General features: G+C 39.9%; 18 protein-coding genes. 13 read left to right on the forward strand and 5 right to left on the reverse strand.

Going from position 1 to position 20,041, the window contains the following annotated elements; translation table 11 throughout:
• Nucleotides 1-84 precede the first annotated feature (84 nt).
• The 8 genes from dapD (at nucleotide 85) to IX83_RS06070 (ending at nucleotide 8,101) form a co-directional block, all read left to right on the forward strand.
• The gene (gene dapD / locus IX83_RS06035; RefSeq protein ID WP_038500301.1) at nucleotides 85-906 is read left to right on the forward strand and encodes a 2,3,4,5-tetrahydropyridine-2,6-dicarboxylate N-succinyltransferase; all 822 of its coding nucleotides are present in this window, start codon (nucleotides 85-87) and stop codon (nucleotides 904-906) included.
• 2 nt (nucleotides 907-908) lie between these two features.
• On the forward strand, nucleotides 909-2,048 hold the full coding sequence (dapE, locus tag IX83_RS06040) for a succinyl-diaminopimelate desuccinylase (protein WP_038500304.1): 1,140 nt from the start codon (nucleotides 909-911) through the stop codon (nucleotides 2,046-2,048).
• A 10-nt stretch (nucleotides 2,049-2,058) separates the two neighbouring features.
• Nucleotides 2,059-2,934, forward strand: coding sequence for a 50S ribosomal protein L3 N(5)-glutamine methyltransferase (gene prmB / locus IX83_RS06045; protein ID WP_038500307.1), 876 nt, complete (start codon nucleotides 2,059-2,061; stop codon nucleotides 2,932-2,934).
• Between the two features lie 9 nt (nucleotides 2,935-2,943).
• On the forward strand, nucleotides 2,944-4,845 hold the full coding sequence (locus tag IX83_RS06050; RefSeq protein WP_038500310.1) for an ABC-F family ATP-binding cassette domain-containing protein: 1,902 nt from the start codon (nucleotides 2,944-2,946) through the stop codon (nucleotides 4,843-4,845).
• A 76-nt stretch (nucleotides 4,846-4,921) separates the two neighbouring features.
• The gene (locus IX83_RS06055; protein ID WP_051919408.1) at nucleotides 4,922-5,785 is read left to right on the forward strand and encodes a glycosyltransferase family 2 protein; all 864 of its coding nucleotides are present in this window, start codon (nucleotides 4,922-4,924) and stop codon (nucleotides 5,783-5,785) included.
• Entirely contained in the window at nucleotides 5,782-6,045 is a 264-nt protein-coding gene (locus tag IX83_RS06060; RefSeq protein WP_038500312.1) for a hypothetical protein, read from the forward strand. The genes IX83_RS06055 and IX83_RS06060 overlap by 4 nt, the downstream gene beginning before the upstream one ends.
• A 109-nt stretch (nucleotides 6,046-6,154) precedes the next feature.
• Complete coding sequence (locus IX83_RS06065; protein ID WP_038501688.1) at nucleotides 6,155-6,553, forward strand: MerR family transcriptional regulator; 399 nt, start codon at nucleotides 6,155-6,157, stop codon at nucleotides 6,551-6,553.
• A 348-nt stretch (nucleotides 6,554-6,901) separates the two neighbouring features.
• Entirely contained in the window at nucleotides 6,902-8,101 is a 1,200-nt protein-coding gene (locus IX83_RS06070; RefSeq protein ID WP_038500314.1) for an alpha-hydroxy acid oxidase, read from the forward strand.
• 478 nt (nucleotides 8,102-8,579) lie between these two features.
• Here IX83_RS06070 and IX83_RS06075 read toward each other — a convergent pair whose 3' ends face one another.
• Genes IX83_RS06075 through IX83_RS06085 form a run of 3 tightly spaced genes read right to left on the reverse strand, consistent with a single transcriptional unit; the run spans nucleotide 8,580 to nucleotide 12,187 of the window.
• A complete protein-coding gene (locus IX83_RS06075; protein WP_038501690.1) occupies nucleotides 8,580-9,683 on the reverse strand; it encodes a TRAP transporter substrate-binding protein in 1,104 nt (367 codons plus the stop codon).
• Between the two features lie 11 nt (nucleotides 9,684-9,694).
• On the reverse strand, nucleotides 9,695-10,798 hold the full coding sequence (locus IX83_RS06080) for a TRAP transporter substrate-binding protein (RefSeq protein ID WP_038500317.1): 1,104 nt from the start codon (nucleotides 10,796-10,798) through the stop codon (nucleotides 9,695-9,697).
• Nucleotides 10,799-10,852: 54 nt separating this feature from the next.
• Nucleotides 10,853-12,187, reverse strand: a complete 1,335-nt coding sequence (locus IX83_RS06085) for a metallopeptidase TldD-related protein (RefSeq protein WP_051919411.1) — start codon at nucleotides 12,185-12,187, stop codon at nucleotides 10,853-10,855.
• A gap of 48 nt (nucleotides 12,188-12,235) precedes the next feature.
• Here IX83_RS06085 and yjgA point away from each other — a divergent pair, with 48 nt between their 5' ends.
• From yjgA to IX83_RS06105, 4 genes are read left to right on the forward strand one after another with little or no spacing between them, the layout of a single operon-like run.
• Nucleotides 12,236-12,748 (forward strand): ribosome biogenesis factor YjgA, encoded by a 513-nt coding sequence (gene yjgA, locus IX83_RS06090; protein ID WP_038500319.1) that lies wholly within the window; start codon nucleotides 12,236-12,238, stop codon nucleotides 12,746-12,748.
• Between the two features lie 9 nt (nucleotides 12,749-12,757).
• Nucleotides 12,758-13,420, forward strand: coding sequence for an alpha/beta hydrolase (locus IX83_RS06095; protein WP_038500322.1), 663 nt, complete (start codon nucleotides 12,758-12,760; stop codon nucleotides 13,418-13,420).
• Nucleotides 13,421-13,429: 9 nt separating this feature from the next.
• Nucleotides 13,430-14,833 carry a glutamate--tRNA ligase gene (gene gltX / locus IX83_RS06100; RefSeq protein WP_038500325.1) on the forward strand — a complete coding sequence of 468 codons (1,404 nt, stop codon included), beginning with the start codon at nucleotides 13,430-13,432 and terminating at the stop codon, nucleotides 14,831-14,833.
• 41 nt (nucleotides 14,834-14,874) lie between these two features.
• Nucleotides 14,875-15,795, forward strand: coding sequence for a histone (locus tag IX83_RS06105; protein ID WP_174407399.1), 921 nt, complete (start codon nucleotides 14,875-14,877; stop codon nucleotides 15,793-15,795).
• A 295-nt stretch (nucleotides 15,796-16,090) separates the two neighbouring features.
• On the opposite strand, the gene IX83_RS06110 is transcribed toward IX83_RS06105, so the two are convergent.
• Entirely contained in the window at nucleotides 16,091-17,398 is a 1,308-nt protein-coding gene (locus tag IX83_RS06110) for an MFS transporter (protein WP_038500328.1), read from the reverse strand.
• Nucleotides 17,399-17,694: 296 nt separating this feature from the next.
• Between IX83_RS06110 and IX83_RS06115 the strand changes: the two genes are divergently transcribed.
• The gene (locus IX83_RS06115) at nucleotides 17,695-18,255 is read left to right on the forward strand and encodes a hypothetical protein (protein ID WP_038500330.1); all 561 of its coding nucleotides are present in this window, start codon (nucleotides 17,695-17,697) and stop codon (nucleotides 18,253-18,255) included.
• Nucleotides 18,256-18,584: 329 nt separating this feature from the next.
• Here the strand turns inward: IX83_RS06115 and fumC are convergent, their stop codons facing one another.
• Nucleotides 18,585-19,973, reverse strand: coding sequence for a class II fumarate hydratase (gene fumC / locus IX83_RS06120; protein WP_038500333.1), 1,389 nt, complete (start codon nucleotides 19,971-19,973; stop codon nucleotides 18,585-18,587).
• Between the last annotated feature and the right edge of the window lie 68 nt (nucleotides 19,974-20,041).

The raw sequence follows: 20,041 nt of genomic DNA on the forward strand, positions 1-20,041 counted from the left end.
TTTTGTTGGCCCCATCCTACTATTCAGCACCATCGGTAAGTACGTTATAATAGGCAGATTTAAAGATAAAAAGGATAGCTGAATATGTCGATGGCTTTGCAACAAACAATTGAACAAGCATGGGAAGATCGTGCCCAAATTTCTCCTGATAACTGTCCTGCCGATATTCGTGAGGCGATTGAAACCGTATTAAGTGATTTAGATAAAGGCGTTGTTCGTGTCGCTGAGAAACTAAACGGTGAATGGCATACTCATCAGTGGGTCAAAAAAGCGGTATTACTGTCTTTCCGCATTAATCATAATCGTGTCATGAACCATGCACCTATGCAGTTTTTTGACAAAGTACCTTTAAAATTCCAAGACTATCAAGAACAAGATTTCCAAAATGCAGGCTTTAGAGTCGTGCCACACGCTATTGCTCGTCGTGGTTCATACATTGGCAAAAACGTTGTTTTAATGCCTTCATACGTGAACATTGGTGCTTATGTCGATGACGGCACAATGGTGGATACTTGGGCAACAGTCGGTTCATGTGCTCAGATTGGTAAAAACGTGCATTTATCAGGCGGTGTCGGTATCGGCGGTGTATTAGAACCTTTACAAGCCAACCCCACTATCATTGAAGATAACTGTTTTATCGGGGCTCGTTCTGAAATCGTAGAAGGTGTCATCGTAGAAGAAAACTCGGTGCTTTCAATGGGTGTTTATCTCTCTCAAAGCACAAAAATTCTAAATCGCGAAACTGGCGAGATTAGCTATGGTCGCATTCCATCTGGTTCAGTTGTCGTCCCCGGTTCGCTACCCTCTAAAGACGGCTCACATAGCTTATATTGTGCGGTTATCGTAAAAAGAGTAGATGCACAAACCCGTTCAAAAACTAGTATTAACGATTTACTTCGCGATTAACTATGGAAAATCAAGCCACCCTAACCCTAGCCAAAGAGCTAATTTCACGCCCCTCTATCACACCAGATGACAAAGGGTGCCAAGAACTTATTGCACAATACCTAGAGCCATTAGGGTTCAAGGCTGAATCCATGAAATTTGAAGAAGTTGATAATCTTTGGATAAGTCATGGCAGTAGTGAACATGGTCCTTGTTTAGTTTTTGCTGGACATACCGATGTCGTACCAACAGGACCTGCCGAGAAATGGTCACACCCACCTTTTCAACCCACTCTTTCAGAGGGTAAGTTATTTGGGCGTGGGGCCGCTGATATGAAAACATCTATTGCTGCCATGACTCAAGCCGCTCATGAATTTGTGGCCCAATTTCCTCATCACAAAGGTAAATTGGCTTTGCTCATTACATCTGATGAAGAAGGTCCCTCCATCCATGGCACGGTCAAAGTTTGCGAAGTACTAAAAGACAGACAGGAGAGACTAGATTATTGTGTCGTGGGCGAACCCTCTTGCAGTCAACATCTTGGAGATACCATTAAAAATGGTCGTCGAGGATCGTTGAGTGGCAAATTAACCATCATTGGCAAACAAGGACATGTTGCCTATCCTCACTTAGCCAAAAATCCTATTCATCTCGCTGCACCCGCTATTGCAGAACTTGTACAAGAAGAATGGGATCAGGGTAATGATTTTTTCCCACCCACGTCCATGCAAATCTCAAACTATCACGCTGGCACGGGAGCAACCAATGTCATTCCCGATCAAGCCGTGTTGGATTTTAATTTTCGTTTCTCCACAGAAAGCACACCTGATAGTCTGAAAAAACGTGTATTAGCCATTCTTGACAAACATCATTTGAACTATGATATTCAATGGACGTTAAGTGGTGAACCTTTTTTAACAGCACCTGCTGAATTAAGTCAAGCGGCTATTCATGCTATCAAAAGTATCACAGGCATCACGCCTACTTTATCGACAACAGGTGGCACATCAGATGGTCGTTTTATCGCTAAGATATGCCCGCAAGTCATCGAATTTGGACCTTGTAATGCGACGATTCATCAGATTGACGAGCATATTGCTTTGACAGATATTGAGCCTTTAAAAAATATTTATCTTAGCATCATGAAACAATTATTGTTATAAGAGACGCACTATGTATGATTCACTTACTACCGTCAGAGACCTTATTCGTTACGCAATCACTGAATTTAACAAAGCACGTTTGTTTTTTGGTCATGGTTCTGATAATGTTTACGATGAAGCGGTTTATTTGGTTTTACACAGTCTGCATCTACCGCTAGATAGACTAGAACCTTTTATGGATGCACATGTTACCTCTCAAGAAAAAGCACAATGTCTGGCATTGATTGAACAACGCGTCTCTACACGAAAACCGTTAGCATACTTGACTGGCGAGGCTTGGTTGCAAGGTGAACGTTTTATTAGTCGCGAAGGTGTTATTGTGCCTCGTTCGCCCATTGCCGAGTTATTAGCTGAACGACTCGAACCTTGGATTGAAGATCCCGATGCACCATTGCATATCTTGGATATGTGCACAGGTTCAGGATGTTTGGCGATCTTAGCAACAAAAGCATTTCCTCAAGCAGCCGTCGATGCAGTGGATATTTGCGATCAAGCCTTAGACCTAGCTGAAGAAAATATTGAGTTACATGCAGCACCTGTTACTTTGATCAAAAGTAATATTTTTTCAGAGGTTCCAAACGACGATCCTTATGATTTGATGATTTGCAATCCGCCTTATGTCAACCAACAGTCGATGAAAAATCTTCCTGCAGAATACTTGCATGAACCCAGACTGGCTTTAGCAGGCGGTCAAGACGGTATGGACTTTATTCGTGAATTTTTAAAACAAGCACCTGATTACTTAACCGATCATGGTCTTATTGTTTTAGAAATTGGTCATGAAGCGGTCCATTTTGAACAAGCATTTCCTGAATTAAATTTCACTTATCTCTCTACCATGACTCAAGAACAATCGATTGTCTTGATTCAAGCCAGAGATTTATAAATTTCACTCATGATTAAAGGCGAAAATATCACGCTAAGAAGAGGAACCAAGATTCTTCTTCACGAAGCAAACATGGTCATTCATCCAGGTGAACGAGTCGGTATTGTCGGCAAAAATGGGGCTGGCAAAACCTCTCTATTTGCTCTTTTGGAGGGATCCATCGATATTGATGAGGGAACGCTATTTATCCCTCCAAACTGGAAAATTGCTTCTGTTGAACAAGAAATCCATGATACCCATTCATCAGCCGTGGCCTTTGTGATGGATGGAGATAAAGAACTGAAACAATTAAATCATGAAAAAGATCGTTTAATCCAAGCAGAAAAATCGCCCGAAACCATCCAAGCCTTAGCTCAGATTGAAACGCGTCTTGATGAAATTCAAGCGTGGAATGCTCAAGCACGGGCCAAGCAATTATTATCTGGATTAGGGTTTCATTCATCCGAATGGGACAAGCCTGTATCGGCGTTTTCAGGCGGTTGGCAGATGCGATTAAATCTAGCCCGAGCATTAATGACTCCCTCTGATTTGTTGCTATTGGACGAACCGACTAACCATTTAGATTTAGATGCCATTTTGTGGTTAGAAAAATGGTTATCACAGTATCCTGGCACAGTCTTAATGATTTCTCATGACAGTGAATTTTTAAATAGTGTATCCAAAGTTATTCTGAGTTTTGAACAACAAAAATTGCATCGTTACAAAGGCAATTTTGATAGTTATTTAACACAAAAAGCCGAAAAACTAAAACAAGAAAATCTTGCCATTGAAAAGCAAGAAAAACAAACCGCTAAACTTGAAGCATTTATCAGTCGATTCAAAGCCAAAGCCAGCAAAGCAAAACAAGCCCAAAGTCGCGTCAAGGCTTTAGAAAAAATGCAAAAGCTTGCACCTGTTTATCAAGAAAGTGGGATTCATATCCAATTAAGCTCCCCTAAAAACATGCCTGATCCGCTGATTGTTTTAGACAAAGCGTGCATGGGTTATGCCGATCATCCCGTATTGAATCACATTGATTTAATGGTTCGAGCAAAATCTCGTGTCGGGATACTAGGCGTTAATGGTGCTGGAAAATCAACGTTTATCAAAAGCCTTATCGGCGAGATTCCTCTCTTAGGCGGTCATATCACCGTATCCAAAGGTACCAAAATCGGCTATTTTGCTCAACATCAGCTGGACCTATTAGATTTAGATAGCACGCCGTTACAGCATCTGCAACGCATTGCCCCAGATGCAAATGAACAGACATTACGTAATTATTTAGGTCGATTTGCGTTTCATGGCAACCAAGTTTTAGAACCTGTACGCCCTTTATCAGGTGGTGAAAAAGCACGTTTAGCTTTGGCGATGATAGTTTGGGAAGAGCCTAATCTCTTGCTTTTAGACGAACCGAGCAACCACTTGGATATGGATACACGTGAAGCCTTAGCCAATGCTTTAACCGAGTTTGAAGGATCGGTGTTATTAGTATCCCATGATCGACATTTATTACGTACCACTGTTGATGAATTTTGGGTCGTATTCAATGGCAAGATTGAGGCATTTAACGGGGATTTGGAAGACTATCGCCAATGGTTAAATGATCAATTAACGCCGACACAAAACACAGCAGAAAAAACTCATATTGATCGAAAAGAACAAAAACGTATTGAAGCACAGGAACGTCAAAGACTGGCCCAATTACGCAAACCTATTTTGCAAAAAATTGAGGCTTTGGAAAAGGAACTTGATGCGATACAAAAACGTCTTTCTGAATTAAATGAGCAAATTGCTGATCCGCATTTATATGAAGATCAAAATAAAGAAACCTGTATAAAGGTTATGTTTGAGCATGGTGAATTAAATACCAAAAATACAACATTAGAAGCAGAATGGTTGTCGCTACAAGAGAAATTAGAAACAATTTTGTAACACAGCAACAATTTCAAAAAAAAGTATTATATACTTTATCTTAGATTGCAAACTCCCCCCCCCCCCCCCGAAAATTATGTCTCCTGAACGTATTTCTGTGACGATTTTGGTTTCAAACTCAAGTCGAACATTACATGAGTGTTTATCTCGTTTAAAAGCTTTTGATGAGGTCGTTATTTATTTAAATAACTCGACTGATCAATCTTCGCAGATCGCTCGTTCATTTCCGAATACGACTATTGTTGAGGGACCTTTTTTGGGTTTTGGTGAATCGAAAAATCTAGCCGCAAAATATGCTCGCCATGATTGGATTTTGAATATTGATGCCGATGAGTTGGTTCATGAAGATACCATCAAAAGCATAAAAGAACTGCCTGATGAACTGAATCCAAACACGGTTTATTACATCAAACGATGTAATTATTATCTCGGTCAAGCGGTCAATCATTCACCTTGGGGTTCGGATGATGTCATTCGTCTTTATCATCGACAAACCACACAGTTCAACACCAAGAAAGTTCATGAATCCATTATGTTGTCTGATGAGATTAAAACCGCGTATCTCGATGGTGAACTGGAACACTACTCATATGGCAGTAGTTTAGAGATGTTAAAGAAAAACATTCAATACAGCGAACTCTACGCCCAACAATACCAGTACAAAAAACGTTCTAATATCATCACCTCCTCCTTGCATGCTTTGATGAGCTTTTTCAAATCAATGGTTCTCAAAGGCGGATTCTTAGATGGATTGCCTGGATGGGTGATTAATTGGGCTGGCGTGAACGGCACTTTTTTCAAATATGTTCGTTTGGCTGAAAAAATCGTCAAGCCAAAATTGATGTATTCATCAACGACGATTTATCAGACAAACTGGATCAAATCAAACAAAATTTTGAGACCCTATCTCCGAATCTTAACGTTCAAGATTATTCGTTGATTCATGACGACAATCAACTCGTCAAAAGCTGTGAACAATCTTCTGCTGATTTAGTCGTCATCATAGAAAAATATGATCAGCCTTTGAGCGAAACAAGGCTTAAAAAGGCGTTTGAGCGTGAATTACTCAATCATTATTTTTGGAAGAATGAGGAATTAGGTATCTATGCCTTTTTGAAAAATAGTGTGGTTTGGAAAAATATTCAGAACAAAACACATCTTGAACAAGCGTTAAAAAACAAACAGACGATGAGTATCTAAGTCTCAAAGAGATGAAACCACGAGCTTTTACAAGCCCTTTGTGCGTTTCATTTTCGCATCTGTAATTTGAATGATATACTATTAAGAGTTTGAAAAAATTTTGATGATTATGACTAGCCCAGATACTCAAGAAACTCAGTCATCTACTTCTGAGAAAACCGAATTACCGACCATTCCTAGTAAACGTTATTTCACCATTAGTGAAGTAGCGAATCTTTGTAATGTTTCACCTAGCATTCTAAGATATTGGGAACAAGAATTTGCTGAAAAATTATCCGTTACCCGTCGCAATAACCGCCGTTACTACCAAAGACATGAGGTATTAATCGTTCGCGATATTCGTCGTCTCTTGTATGATGAGGGATACACGATTAGTGGTGCACGTAACAAACTCGGCGGAGGTAAGGAGTTTGACAGTCAAATCGTACGTTTTAGTCACTCTGATATTCAGAAAATACGTGCCGATCTGAAAGGCATTATCGATATTTTTGACGACATCATTAAATAATCTCTGAAATGGCACAGCAACTTGTGCCATTTTTCTTATCACACTTCTATTACGTCACTATTCTTATCCACACTTCTTTTACCACATCATTCTTTTTGCGACTTACAAGCGACTACATCACCCTATTAGCGTATGTAAAAGACACTATCTAGGAGTGAGTTAGGTGTGGGTTTTTCACAAAATTTTATCTTTATTGATAAAAATCATTATTTTTATTAACTCCTTGCAATTTTATGACGGCACTGTAATAAAATAATATGTTGGATTTATTTAAAGCAGATGTCACGATGGATAACGTCTGTTTTAAATAACAAAACATTCAAATATTTTTGATGAGGTAATCAAATAATGTTATTTAGCAAAAATCCTGACCTTAGCAAGATTACTTGCATAAAAGATTTAGAAAAGATCGGTCGTATTAAAGTGCCTCGTATGTTCTATGACTATTGCAACACTGGTTCATGGACACAATCCACTTATCATCACAATGTTGACGATCTCCAAAAATTAAAATTCAAACAACGCGTGGCGATTGATATGGAAGGACGCAACACGCGAAGTCAGCTATTAGGTCAAGATGTCAGTATGCCGTTAGCATTATCGCCAGTAGGTTTAACTGGTATGCAACGTGCCGATGGAGAAATTTTAGCAGCCAAGGCGGCAGAGCGATTTGGCGTGCCTTTCACACTTTCAACAATGAGTATCTGCTCAATTGAAGATGTCGCAGAACACACAACAAAACCTTTCTGGTTCCAACTTTACTTCATGAGAGATCGTTCTTTTATGGCCGATCTGATCAAACGTGCTCATGATGCAGGTTGTTCAACTTTAGTTGTGACTCTTGATTTGCAAGTTTTGGGCCAACGTCACCGCGATATTAAAAATGGATTATCAACACCACCAAAACCTACCATTCGTAACTTGCTTGATTTAGCTTTGCGTCCAGAATGGTGCTGGCACATGCTTCAAACCAAACGTCGCCAATTTGGTAATATCGTTGGTCACGTAAAAGGTGTTAGTGATATGTCTTCCTTGTCTTCTTGGACAGCTGACCAATTTGACCCAAGATTAAGTTGGGATGACATCGAGTGGATCAAAGAACGTTGGGATAGAAAACTTATCATCAAAGGTATTATGGAACCTGAAGATGCTCAGTTGGCACATGAACATGGTGCCGATGCGATTGTCGTTTCTAACCATGGCGGTCGTCAGTTAGACGGGGCCCCTTCTACCATCGATGCCCTACCTAGAATTGTGGACCTTTATCAGAAACTTAATAGCAAAACTGAAATCTATATGGATAGCGGTATTCGCACAGGTCAAGACATTTTGCGTGCATTAGCATTAGGTGCAAAAGGCGTGATGATCGGACGTGCGTTCATTTATGGTTTACAAGCCTATGGTGAAGCAGGTGTTTACAAAGCATTGTCTATCTTGCAAAAAGAACTTGAAACATCTATGGCATTTTGTGGTTGCACAGAAATCAGTCAGCTTTCTACTGAAATTTTGCACAACTACAAAACATGGATTAAGGATAAATTAGATTAATCCTTTTCTAATGAAAAAGCTGATGTGACGACATCAGCTTTTTTTATGCACGCTTATTTACGCGTCTGACTGATCTTCTGTATAAGATTATTTACGCGTCTGGCGGATCTTCTGCATAAGATTATTTCCGCGTTTGACGGATCTTCTGCATAAGATTATTTCCGCGTTTGACGGATCTTCTGTGCCAAATATCGCGTCCCTGTTGCCACAGGGTATTAAAAAGAGGTCTGCCGACCTCTTTTTAATCGTACGTGGTTTGGCTTCGCTGAACCACTTACACGCTTATTTACGCGTTTAATGGATCTTCTGTATAAGATTATTTCCGCGTCTGACGAATCTTCTGAGCCAAATATCGCGTCCCTGTTGCCACAGGGTATTAAAAAAGAGGTCTGCCGACCTCTTTTTAATCGTACGTGGTTTGGCTTCGCTGAACCACTTACACGCTTATTTACGCGTCTGACTGATCTTCTGTATAAGATTATTTACGCGTTTGGCGAATCTTCTGTGCTAGGTAACGCGTGTAAGTGGTTTCTATAATATTAAACCAGCTGATTAGGCTATCGCGATATGAGAAATAGTCATCCGCAATTTTCTTAAACATTGGATCGGCATTGGAATATTTCTCTACAATTTTCTGAGAAGCATCATATGCAGCATCCATAATTTCTGTTGAGAAATCTCTTAACACGGCTCCCTGAGCGAGTAAGCGACGCATCGCATCGGGGTTTTTGCCATCGTAAGCAGCGATAGAATTCATTGCAGAACGCCAACACGCATCTTGTAAGATGGTTTGGTAGCTTTCTGGTAATTGATGAAATGCCTCTAAATTAAAGTATGCAGAGAATTGTCCTGAACCTTCCCAGAAACCTGGATAATAGTAGTATTTGGCAACTTTATAGAAACCTTGTTTTTCATCATCATAAGGTCCAATCCATTCCACCGCATCTAAAGTGCCTTTTTCCAAAGACGGATAAATATCACCACCTGGAATTTGTTGAGGCACCACACCTAATGCAGACAACATTTCCCCTGTGAAGCCAGCCGTTCGCATTTTCAAGCCGTGTAAATCAGCAACTGTTTTGACTTCTTTGCGGAACCAGCCACCCATTTGGGCTCCAGTATTACCAATCGGTCTAGACAAAATATTCGCTTGAGCAAACAACTCATCCAATAGCTTTTGTCCATTACCCTCAATCATCCAAGAAAAGGCTTGACGTGTATTTAAACCAAACGGCAAAGCTGTATCAAAACAATAAGCTGGATTTTTGCCAAAATAATAATAACTAGCTGTCGCACCAGCTTGTACCACTCCTTTTGAAACCGCATCAAAGACCTGAAACGCAGGCACAATTTCGCCTGGTGGATAAACATCAATTTGGAATTGACCGTTTGTAGCTTGACGCACGTACTCAGCCATATTCGTGGAAGCGGCGTAAAGAATCGGAAGTGATTTGGGGAAACTAGAAGTTAATCGCCAACGCACACTAGGCTGCGTGTTGGCAACTACTGGTGCTGCGACGACCGCCGTGCCACCTGCTATTGCGGTCAATCCAGCTTTCTTCAAAAACGAACGACGTTTCATATTTTGCACCATTATTTTTTCTGATTACGAATCGCATTAGATAAGAATGCAGTATAGGTATTTTCAATCACATTGAACCATGGAATAATCTCGTCACGGAATCCAAAATAACTATCTGCAATTTTTTTGAACATCGGATCTTTAGCTGAATATTCTTCATACAGTTTCACTGACACATCAAACGCAGTTTGCATAATCTCTTCAGGGAAACGTTTCAAAATCGCACCATTAGCAATCAATCTTCTTAATGCAGCTGGGTTTTTCGCATCATAAGTAGCTAAAGCTTTCGCGTTTGCATGAGCACACGCATCTTCGATGATTTGTTTATAGTGATTAGGCAATTTCTCATACTCATTCTTATTAAAGTATGCGTTATAAACAGCCGAACCCTCCCAGAAACCTGGATAATAGTAGTATTTGGCAACCTTGTAGAAACCTTGTTTTTCATCGTCATAAGGACCTACATATTCCACCGCATCAAGCGTTCCTTTTTCCAATGACGGATAAATATCACCACCTGGAATTTGTTGAGGCACTACCCCCAATCTTGACAGAACTTCTCCAGTGAAACCAGCGGTACGCATTTTTAAACCTTTCAAATCATCTAAGGTTTTAATCTCTTTGCGATACCAACCTCCCATTTGGGCACCTGTGTTACCAACAGGTCTAGCCACGATATTCGCTTGTCCAAATAATTCATCTAATAAGGCTTGACCACCACCTAACAATAACCAAGAAGTTGTCTGACGTGCATTCATACCAAAAGGCACAATGGTCTGGAAACAATACGATGGATTTTTGCCATAGTAATAGTAACCTGCACTTGAACCCGCTTGAATCGTTCCATTTGAGACAGCATCAAATACTTGGAAAGCAGGAATAATCTCTCCAGCTGGATAAACATCGATTTGGAATTGGCCATTCGTCGCTTGGCGAACATACTCTGCCATATCCACCGCACCATTGAACAAAATTTCCAAACTGCGTGGCCAACTTGATGCTAAACGCCATTTAATACTGGGATTACTCGAAGCAACCGCTGGTGCCCCTACCACTGCAGCACCCCCTGCTAAAGCCCCTAATCCTGCTGTTTTCAAAAACGAACGACGTTTCATAACATACTCCTTGATAATTTTGATAAATCTATACCATCATACATTAAATTTCAACTATACGCCTGCAATCATCATATTTTCTATTAGGATTGACCCTGAACTGCGACTGCCGACTCTCACTTCATCCGTTCCCATCGCGACAATATTCATCATCATTTCTTTGATATTTCCAGCAATCGTAATTTCTTGAACAGGGAATTGAATCTCGCCATGTTCCACCCAAAAACCAGATGCTCCTCTAGAATAATCGCCAGTTACAGGATTAAAGCCTTGTCCCATCAAAGATGTCACGATTAAGCCTTTATTCATTTTTTTCACTAAACCATCAAAATCATTTTGAGATCGATCGGAACGAATAAACAGATTATGACTGCCTCCCGCGTGTCCTGTTGTTTGCATGCCTAATTTTCGAGCCGAATATGAACTCAAAAAATAATTTTGAAGTACGCCATTTTTAATCACTTGTCTTGCTTGAGTGGCCACTCCCTCATCATCAAATGCCGTACTAGAGAAACCGCCTTTGATAAAAGGATCTTCAAAAATTTGAATGTGTTCAGGCAATACTTGAGTGTGCAAAGAATCCAATAAAAAACTGGTTTTTCGATATTGAGCCGAACCCGTGAACGCCCCGAGAAAACTCGACCACAAACTCATGGCCACACGATTTTCAAATAACACAGGATAGTGACCCGTTGCGATTCTTTTGGCACCCAACAAGCTCATTGACTTATCTGCAGCTGTTTTGCCCACAAGTTCAGGGGACGATAAATTTTCTGGATAACGTTCCGAACTATACCAAGAACCACTTTGCTTCTCATCACCGCGACTGGCCATAAATGAAGCACTGAGACTAACAGATGAAGTGGGGAATCCCGCCATAAATCCTAATGAATTTGCCAACATAAAATAAGAAGACATGGCATGAAATTCAGCGCCCATGGAATGCAGATTTTTATCTGATGCCAAGCCACTAGACTCTGTTAATTTCACCATCTCAATCGTCTCATCAATACTTTTTGACCAAGGACGACATAACGCTAAATCTGGAAATTCCGTGGCCAATAAATCTTTTTCAGGCAAGCCAGAAAACGGATCATCAGCTGTGTATTTAGCAATATCGTAAGCTGCTTGAATCGTATTGATCAACGCTTCTTTACTAAAGTCACTGGTACTAGCATTACCCACACTTTTGCCCAAAGACAGTGAAATAGAGATAGAACGATTTTGATGATGTTCAATGTTCTCAAGCTCACTGTTTAAAACGCTTACCGTAATACCATTACCGCCACTCAATAAAGCGGAAGTTTCGTTTGCGCCTATTTTTTTTGAATGTTCCAAAATAAAATTCAATAAATCCGTTGCTTCTTCCAACTCTTTTTTGTAATACATGGCATTCCTTGTTTTATAATATAAACGTCTATTTTAATCACAAAACACATGACAGAATATACTCAAGTATCTACACAAGAAGATGAACGCCCCAGCAAGTCCCAAATTAAGCGGGAGTTGCACGCTATTTTAGATCTTGGAAAAGAACTCGTCGATTTGCCTGAGGGAAAACTAAAGCAGTTACCTCTTTCAGAAAAAACGTTAGAAAATATTTTTCTTGCCCAAAAAATTTCAGCTCATGGTGGCAAAAAAAGACAGATTCATTATGTCGGAAAGTTGCTTCGCACCGAGGATATCGATAGCATCCAACGTTTATTAGAAACATGGAAAAACGGCAGTAAAGAAGAAACAGCTCACATGCACCGTTTGGAGATGCTTAGAGATCGACTGATCGCGAGCGATGCAGAACTAACCACGTTTTTAAGCAACTATCCACAAGCTGATATCCAAAAATTACGAGCCACGATTCGTGCCGCACGTAAAGAACAAACCCAAGAAAATGCTCCCAAGAAACACTACAGAGCTTTGTTTCAGGAGTTAAAACTAATTATTAATGAGTAAGGTAATTTCATGTTAGACGTGATTGAGAAAATTCAAAATCCCCAAAAAACGGTGACTCACAGTATTATTTGGTGTCATGGACTTGGGGCCGATGCACATGATTTTTTGCCTATTGTTCCAGATTTAAAATTATCAGAACAAAATAACATTCGTTTTATTTTTCCCAATGCCCCTGTGAGACCGATTACGATTTTTGGTGGTCAATCTACCACGGCTTGGTATGATATTTTATCGCCCGAACGAATCAATGCCCAAGAAGACGAAGCAGGCTTAATCGCTTCCCAAAAAGAAATTGAAACCCTGATTGAACAAGAAATCCAGCGAGGCATCCCCTCAGAAAAAATTTTCTTAGCAGGGTTTTCACAAGGGTGTGCCATCAGTTTACTAACACTCACCAGAACTAAATACAAACTTGCAGGCATTATCGGTTTATCTGGTTATTTGCCATTACTAAATAGCACGCCAAAAGAAAGCGTTAATCTTGATACGCCTATTTTTATGGCACATGGTACCTTAGATCCAGTTGTTAATATTGAACTAGCTGATATCAGCTATCAGCATTTACAGTCTCTAGGTTACACAGTTTCATGGCATGCCTATCCCATGGTTCATTCGGTTTGTTTAGAAGAAATTGAAGATATTGGTAACTTTATCAACCAATATGCAAAATAAGGAAAAAAAATGTCACAAGAAATTCGCACTCGTTTTGCTCCCTCACCTACTGGTTATCTGCATTTAGGCGGTGCCAGAACAGCTTTATTCAGTTGGGCCTACGCTCGCCATTTTGGTGGAAAATTTGTACTACGTATCGAAGATACCGATTTAGAACGTTCTACGCCAGAGGCTGTTAAAGCCATTCTTGAGGGTATGAAATGGTTGGATCTAAAAGAAGATGAAGGTCCGTTTTACCAAATGCAACGCTATGAACGTCACAAAGAAGTTATTGCCCAGCTTCTTAAAGAAGGTAAAGCTTACTATTGTTACAGCACGCCTGAAGAAGTTGAAGCCATGCGTGAAAAGGCACGTGCTGCTGGTAAAAAACCTAAATATGACGGTACATGGAGACCAGAGGAAGGTAAAGTGTTACCTCCTATTCCACCAGGACGCAAGCCCGTTGTGCGTTTTAAAAATCCACTCACTGGTGCCGTCACTTGGGATGACATGCTAAAAGGTACCATCAGCATTGATAATAGTGAATTAGATGATTTAATTATTGCTCGACCTGATGGCACACCGACCTACAATTTTTGCGTCGTAGTGGATGATTGGGATATGGGCATCACTCATGTTATTCGTGGTGATGATCATGTTAACAACACACCTCGTCAGATCAATATTCTTCAAGCCATTGGGGCACCTATTCCTATTTATGGACATCTTCCCATGATTAATGGTCCTGATGGCAAGAAAATGTCAAAACGTCATGGTGCCGTCAGCATCATGGCTTATGAAGAAGCAGGCTACTTGCCAGAAGCGATGATTAATTATCTTGCACGTTTAGGTTGGAGTCATGGCGATGATGAAATCTTTTCTCGCGAAGAATTAGTATCATGGTTCGATGGCAACAACCTTAGCAAATCACCTGCTCAATGGGATGTCAAAAAATTAAATTGGGTCAATGCACATTACATGCGTAGTATGGATCCTGAAAAATTACTTGACTTAGTTATGCCGAGACTAAAACGTAAATGCAACATTATCTCTGGTATTGACTTATTAGCTGTATTACAATTATTCATTGATAGAGCTGAAACTTTGGAACAATTAGCCGATCAAATGTCGTTGTTAGTCAGTGAGTTCAACGGTGTCGATGCTGAATTATCGGCCCAATATTTAACCGATGAAAGTTTAAATATTCTTCGCGATTTTAAAAATCAGATTGAAACCTTGACGACATGGACACAAGAAAACATCCATGAGATCATGATGAATACGTTACAAAAACACGATATTAAAATGCCTAAATTAGGAATTCCTCTTCGTGTTGCGACGGTCAATCAGAAGCAAACACCTGCTATTGATGCCGTGTTAGCCATATTAGGCAAAGATGTAGTGATTTCTCGCTTAGCTGCAGTGTGCGACTAAGTATGATTATTTTTTTATCAAACTATCTGTAAGGAGATATTATGGCAACCAATGATAAAAAAAAGACAGCTACAAAAACCACTGTAGCTAAGAAAGCAGCTACCGCTAAGAAGGAAACTGCTACTAAGAAAGTTGAAACAACTGCGGCTAAGAAAACAACCGCTAAGAAAGCAACTGCTAAAGCGACTGTAGCGAAAAAAGCTACGACTGCTAAGAAAGCTCCAGCTAAAGCCACTACAGCGAAAAAAGCTACAACGGCTAAGAAAGCAACTGCTAAGGCGACTACTGCGAAAAAAGCTACAACCGCTAAGAAAGCACCTGCTAAAGCCACTACAGCGAAAAAAGCTACAACCGCTAAGAAAGTAACTGCTAAGGCGACTACTGCGAAAAAAGCTACAACTGCTAAGAAAGCAACTGCTAAAGCGACTACAGCGAAAAAAGCTACAACCGCTAAGAAAGCACCTGCTAAAGCGACTACAGCGAAAAAAGCTACAACCGCTAAGAAAGCACCTGCTAAAGCGACTACAGCGAAAAAAGCTACAACTGCTAAGAAAACAACTGCTAAAGCAACTACAGCGAAAAAAGCTACAACCGCTAAGAAAGCAACTGCTAAGGCGACTACAGCGAAGAAAACAACTGCTGCTAAGAAAGCTCCTGCTAAAGCGACTACTGCGAAAAAAGCTACAACCGCTAAGAAAGCTCCTGCTAAAGCGACTACAGCGAAGAAAGCTACAACCGCTAAGAAAGCTCCTGCTAAAGCGACTACTGCGAAAAAAGCCACAGCTGCTAAGAAAGCTCCTGCTAAAGCGACTACAGCGAAAAAAGCTACAACCGCTAAGAAAGCTCCTGCTAAAGCGACTACTGCGAAGAAAACAACAGCTAAAAAAGCTGCTGAACCTAAAGCAACGGCTACCGCTTCTAATACAACACCTGCAAAAAAAAAGCGCCTAGCAAGCCAGTAGGAAAAGGTCAAACCAAAAAGATATTAGAACCTATTCAAAACCCCTGGCCTTTTCCAGTCGCTAATAAGAATCTTAAATAATATCTTTCTCAAGCCTCTTAAACAAGAGGCTTATTTTTTTATTTCGACTTTCTATTCATTCTTGTATAGCTAAATCCTCTAGAACTAGGGATTAAGAGCATTTTGGACGGTATCTTACATTCTCAAACAGTCGTTAAAATGATGATCTGGTCCACATTTTTTTTCACCCCATCTTTTTATAAAAAAGACAGTGTACTGATAAATAGTGTCTCTGCTTATTCTAAGGTTTTGCCTTTTGTCTCTTCGCCCATCCACCCCACTATCCATACTAATAGTATCATCACGACTGCAAACATGACAAAAATATAATCCAAATAAACATCCACCATCATGGCCACCACTAAAGGAGCCAAAATACCCCCTATCCGTCCTATTGCACCTGCCCAGCCACTTCCCAATGCCCGAATGTCTGTGGGATACAACTCTGGTGTATAGGTATATAACACGCCCCACGCACCCAAATTAAAAAATGACATCAAACTGCCCCATGCCAAGATTTCTTCATTACTGGCACTTTGACCAAAGAAATAAGCACAGATGGCGGCACCTAAAACAAAAGTCGCTAATGTTATTTTTCTACCCCATTTTTCCACGCATAATGCAGCGGTAAAATAACCTGGCAATTGAGCTAGAATCATCATTAACACATACTCAAAACTTTTGACAATATCAAAACCTTTTTCAACCAACAAGGTCGGCAACCAAGTAAAAATGCCATAGTATGAAAACACGATGCCAAACCAAATCATCCATAACATAGCTGTTTTCTTTCGATAAGCCCCTGTCCATAAGGTTTTCCAGCTGACCGAATCTGCACTCGATGTCGTATGAGTCTGAGTATGTTCTAAGACAGCCACCTCTATACCCAATTCTTTTTCAATCTTAGATAAGTATTCACGGGCCTGTTCCCACTTTCCTTTTCTCACCAAAAACAATAATGATTCTGGCAAATATCGATACACCACCCACACATATAACACTGGCAAAGCACCTATTAAGAAAGCCATATGCCAGCCAAACAAAGGAATAAACCAGTATGAAATCAGTGCGGCCAACAACCAACCTAATGCCCAAAAACTTTCCAGCAACACAATAAAACGACCTCGTACACGTGCAGGTACATATTCACTGACTAATGTTACTGCCACTGGAAGTTGAGCTCCTAAGCCAATTCCCACGCCTACTCGACAAATAATTAAGATAAAAAAATTAGGGGCCACCGCACATAACCCTGTCATCACACTGTAAATCACTAGCGTCCATGCAAAGACTGTTTTGCGACCATATAAATCCGCTAACTTACCGCCGTAAACAGCACCCAAAGCCATACCGACAAAACCTGCACTAATAATCCATCCCAACTCATTTGAACTTAACATCCATTCTTTGCCAATACTCGATAACACGAAAGAAATTAATCCCGTATCCATCGCATCAAATAACCAACCTAAACCCACCAATCCTAGCAAACGATAATGGAACTTGCCAACAGGCAATGATTGGAGCCTTTGTTCAATAGTCACTCATCCATCCTTTATTCAAACATTAATACAAAATGCAACTATTCTATCAACAAAATCAATTTAATCAAGGCGATTTATGGATTATTTCAAAACAATTATCATCAACCCGATGCCTCATTTTCAAACCTCGACATCATTTATCTGAGCGATTTCAACAACGCGTCTGGAAACAAGCATTCATCCCGATGATCGTTAAGATAGATCTATCATCGCAACATATTGAATAACTGATTTAATCGCAAATCGCTTATAATAATCACCCTAAAATCACCCTTATTATTTTTAACAGTGTGGCTATGTCTTTACGTAAACTCATTTTGATATTAGCGGTTTTTGATGTATCTGTTTTGGTGCTTGCTCACCGCCATCTTAACCTTTTGTCTTTTGAACAAAACACATTATTACTCTTATTCATTACAACGATTATTGTTTTCTTAGATCTTCCCAAACGCTTTTATATTCGACATCTTTATTTATTAACGCTATTAAGTTTTGCAGTTTTAATCCCCATCGTCTATCTAGACACGCCAAATTACATGGATCGCATCTCTCTCGATTATCAATACATACTCATTTTCTTTTGGGGATTTATCATTTTTCTTCCTGCAAAATTTCATTACGGTATCTTTCATTTATTCAAATACGATCACTTTAGAATTGCACTAATAATGATACTTTTTGAACTCGGTTTTTCATTATATTTCATAGAAGTATTGGGCTATAGCGAGGATGAAGAAAAAGCATTTCGTTCTCAATATGCTTGGCATTGGCTATGGCTGCTCATTTTCGTCACCAATTATTATGCCATCAAACATCGCCGATATATTATTCAAAAAACTGAAATACCCACAATTTAAATTCTATCACCTCGTCTAAGCATCACTTATCGATAATATAGGCGTATCAAACAACACCATTCGATACGCAGAATGATTAGGACTCAACGAGGATTGGATACGCTTAACCTCGCAACATCTCGTTTTTTCCTAGTGTTTCAAGATCCTTAAATTTTATTTATCGAAAATCATTCAAGCTATCTCAAGCATCACTTATCGATAATATAGGCGTATCAAACAACACCATTCGATACGCAGAATAACTTTGATTCAGCAAAAATTAGATACGTTTAAATCACAATAAAAAAGCCTCCTAAAGCTAGGAGGCTGAATAATGAAGTCGTACCTAATTACTTAGGTGCCACCATTTCTGCGGGTTGAACGTATTGATCAAACTCTTCTGCTGTCAATAGGCCCAACTCTACTGCCGTTTCTTTCAAAGATTTATTATTCTTATAAGCTGTTTTTGCAACTTTAGCGGCATTTTCATAACCGATATGACGGTTCAATGCCGTTACCAACATCAATGAATGATGTAAGAAATAATCAATCTTCTCACGAACTGGCTCAATACCTACTGCACAATGCTCATTAAAGCTATTGCAAGCATCGCCTAATAAACGAATGGACTGTAACAGATTATAAGCAATCACAGGCATATAGACGTTCAATTCAAAATTACCAGAAGCACCAGCCATACCAATCGTCACATCATTACCAAATACTTGGCAGCACACCATAGTCAATGCTTCACATTGTGTCGGATTAACTTTACCTGGCATGATAGAAGAACCTGGCTCATTTTCTGGAATCGTAATTTCTCCAAAACCGCAACGAGGACCACTCGCCAACCAACGAATATCATTAGCAATCTTATTCAAGCTGGCTGCCAATGTTTTCAGTGCACCCGAAGCATAAACTGCCGCATCACGCCCTGCCAACGCTTCAAATTTATTCGGTGCCGTAACAAAAGGCAAGCCTGTTAACTGACTTAGTTCAGCAGCAGCTTTTACCGCATATTCAGGGTGACTATTCAAACCTGTACCCACAGCGGTACCACCTAGTGGCAATTCATATAAGTTTTTCAAAGCATCTTGAAGACGATCTAAACCATGATCCAACTGACTTACATAACCAGAGAACTCTTGTCCTAAAGTTAATGGTGTCGCATCTTGTAAGTGCGTACGACCAATTTTAACAATGTCTTTAAAGGCTTGAGCTTTGGCATCTAAGGTATCACGTAATGCTTTCACCGCAGGAATTAATAAACTATTAATCTGACGAGCGGCTGCCACATGAATCGATGTTGGGAATGAATCGTTAGTCGATTGTGCATGATTCACATGATCATTAGGATGAACTGGTTGGTAAGCACCACGGCCAGTACCTGCCAATTCATTCGCACGGTTAGCCAATACTTCATTCATATTCATATTAGACTGAGTACCAGAACCCGTTTGCCATACCACAAGCGGGAATTGATCGTCTAATTTACCCGCCAATACATCATCAGCGGCTTGAATAATTAGTTTGGCTTGTTCATCTTTAATACGACCTAAAGACGTATTTGTTTTCGCAGCAGCTTTCTTAACCAAAGCCATCGCTTCAATCAATGCGTGTGGCATACGTTCGCCACCAATTTTAAAGTTTTGATAACTACGCTGTGTTTGTGCTCCCCAATAGGCCTTCTCATCAACTTGGATTTCACCCATCGTATCGTGTTCTGTACGTGTACTCATTGTATTCACTCTCAAAAAATAGAAAAAATCTTTTCGATTATAGTCTAAAAGATTTGAAACTTCATAAA

Source organism: Basilea psittacipulmonis DSM 24701 (genome assembly GCF_000743945.1).
GTDB lineage: Bacteria > Pseudomonadota > Gammaproteobacteria > Burkholderiales > Burkholderiaceae_B > Basilea > Basilea psittacipulmonis.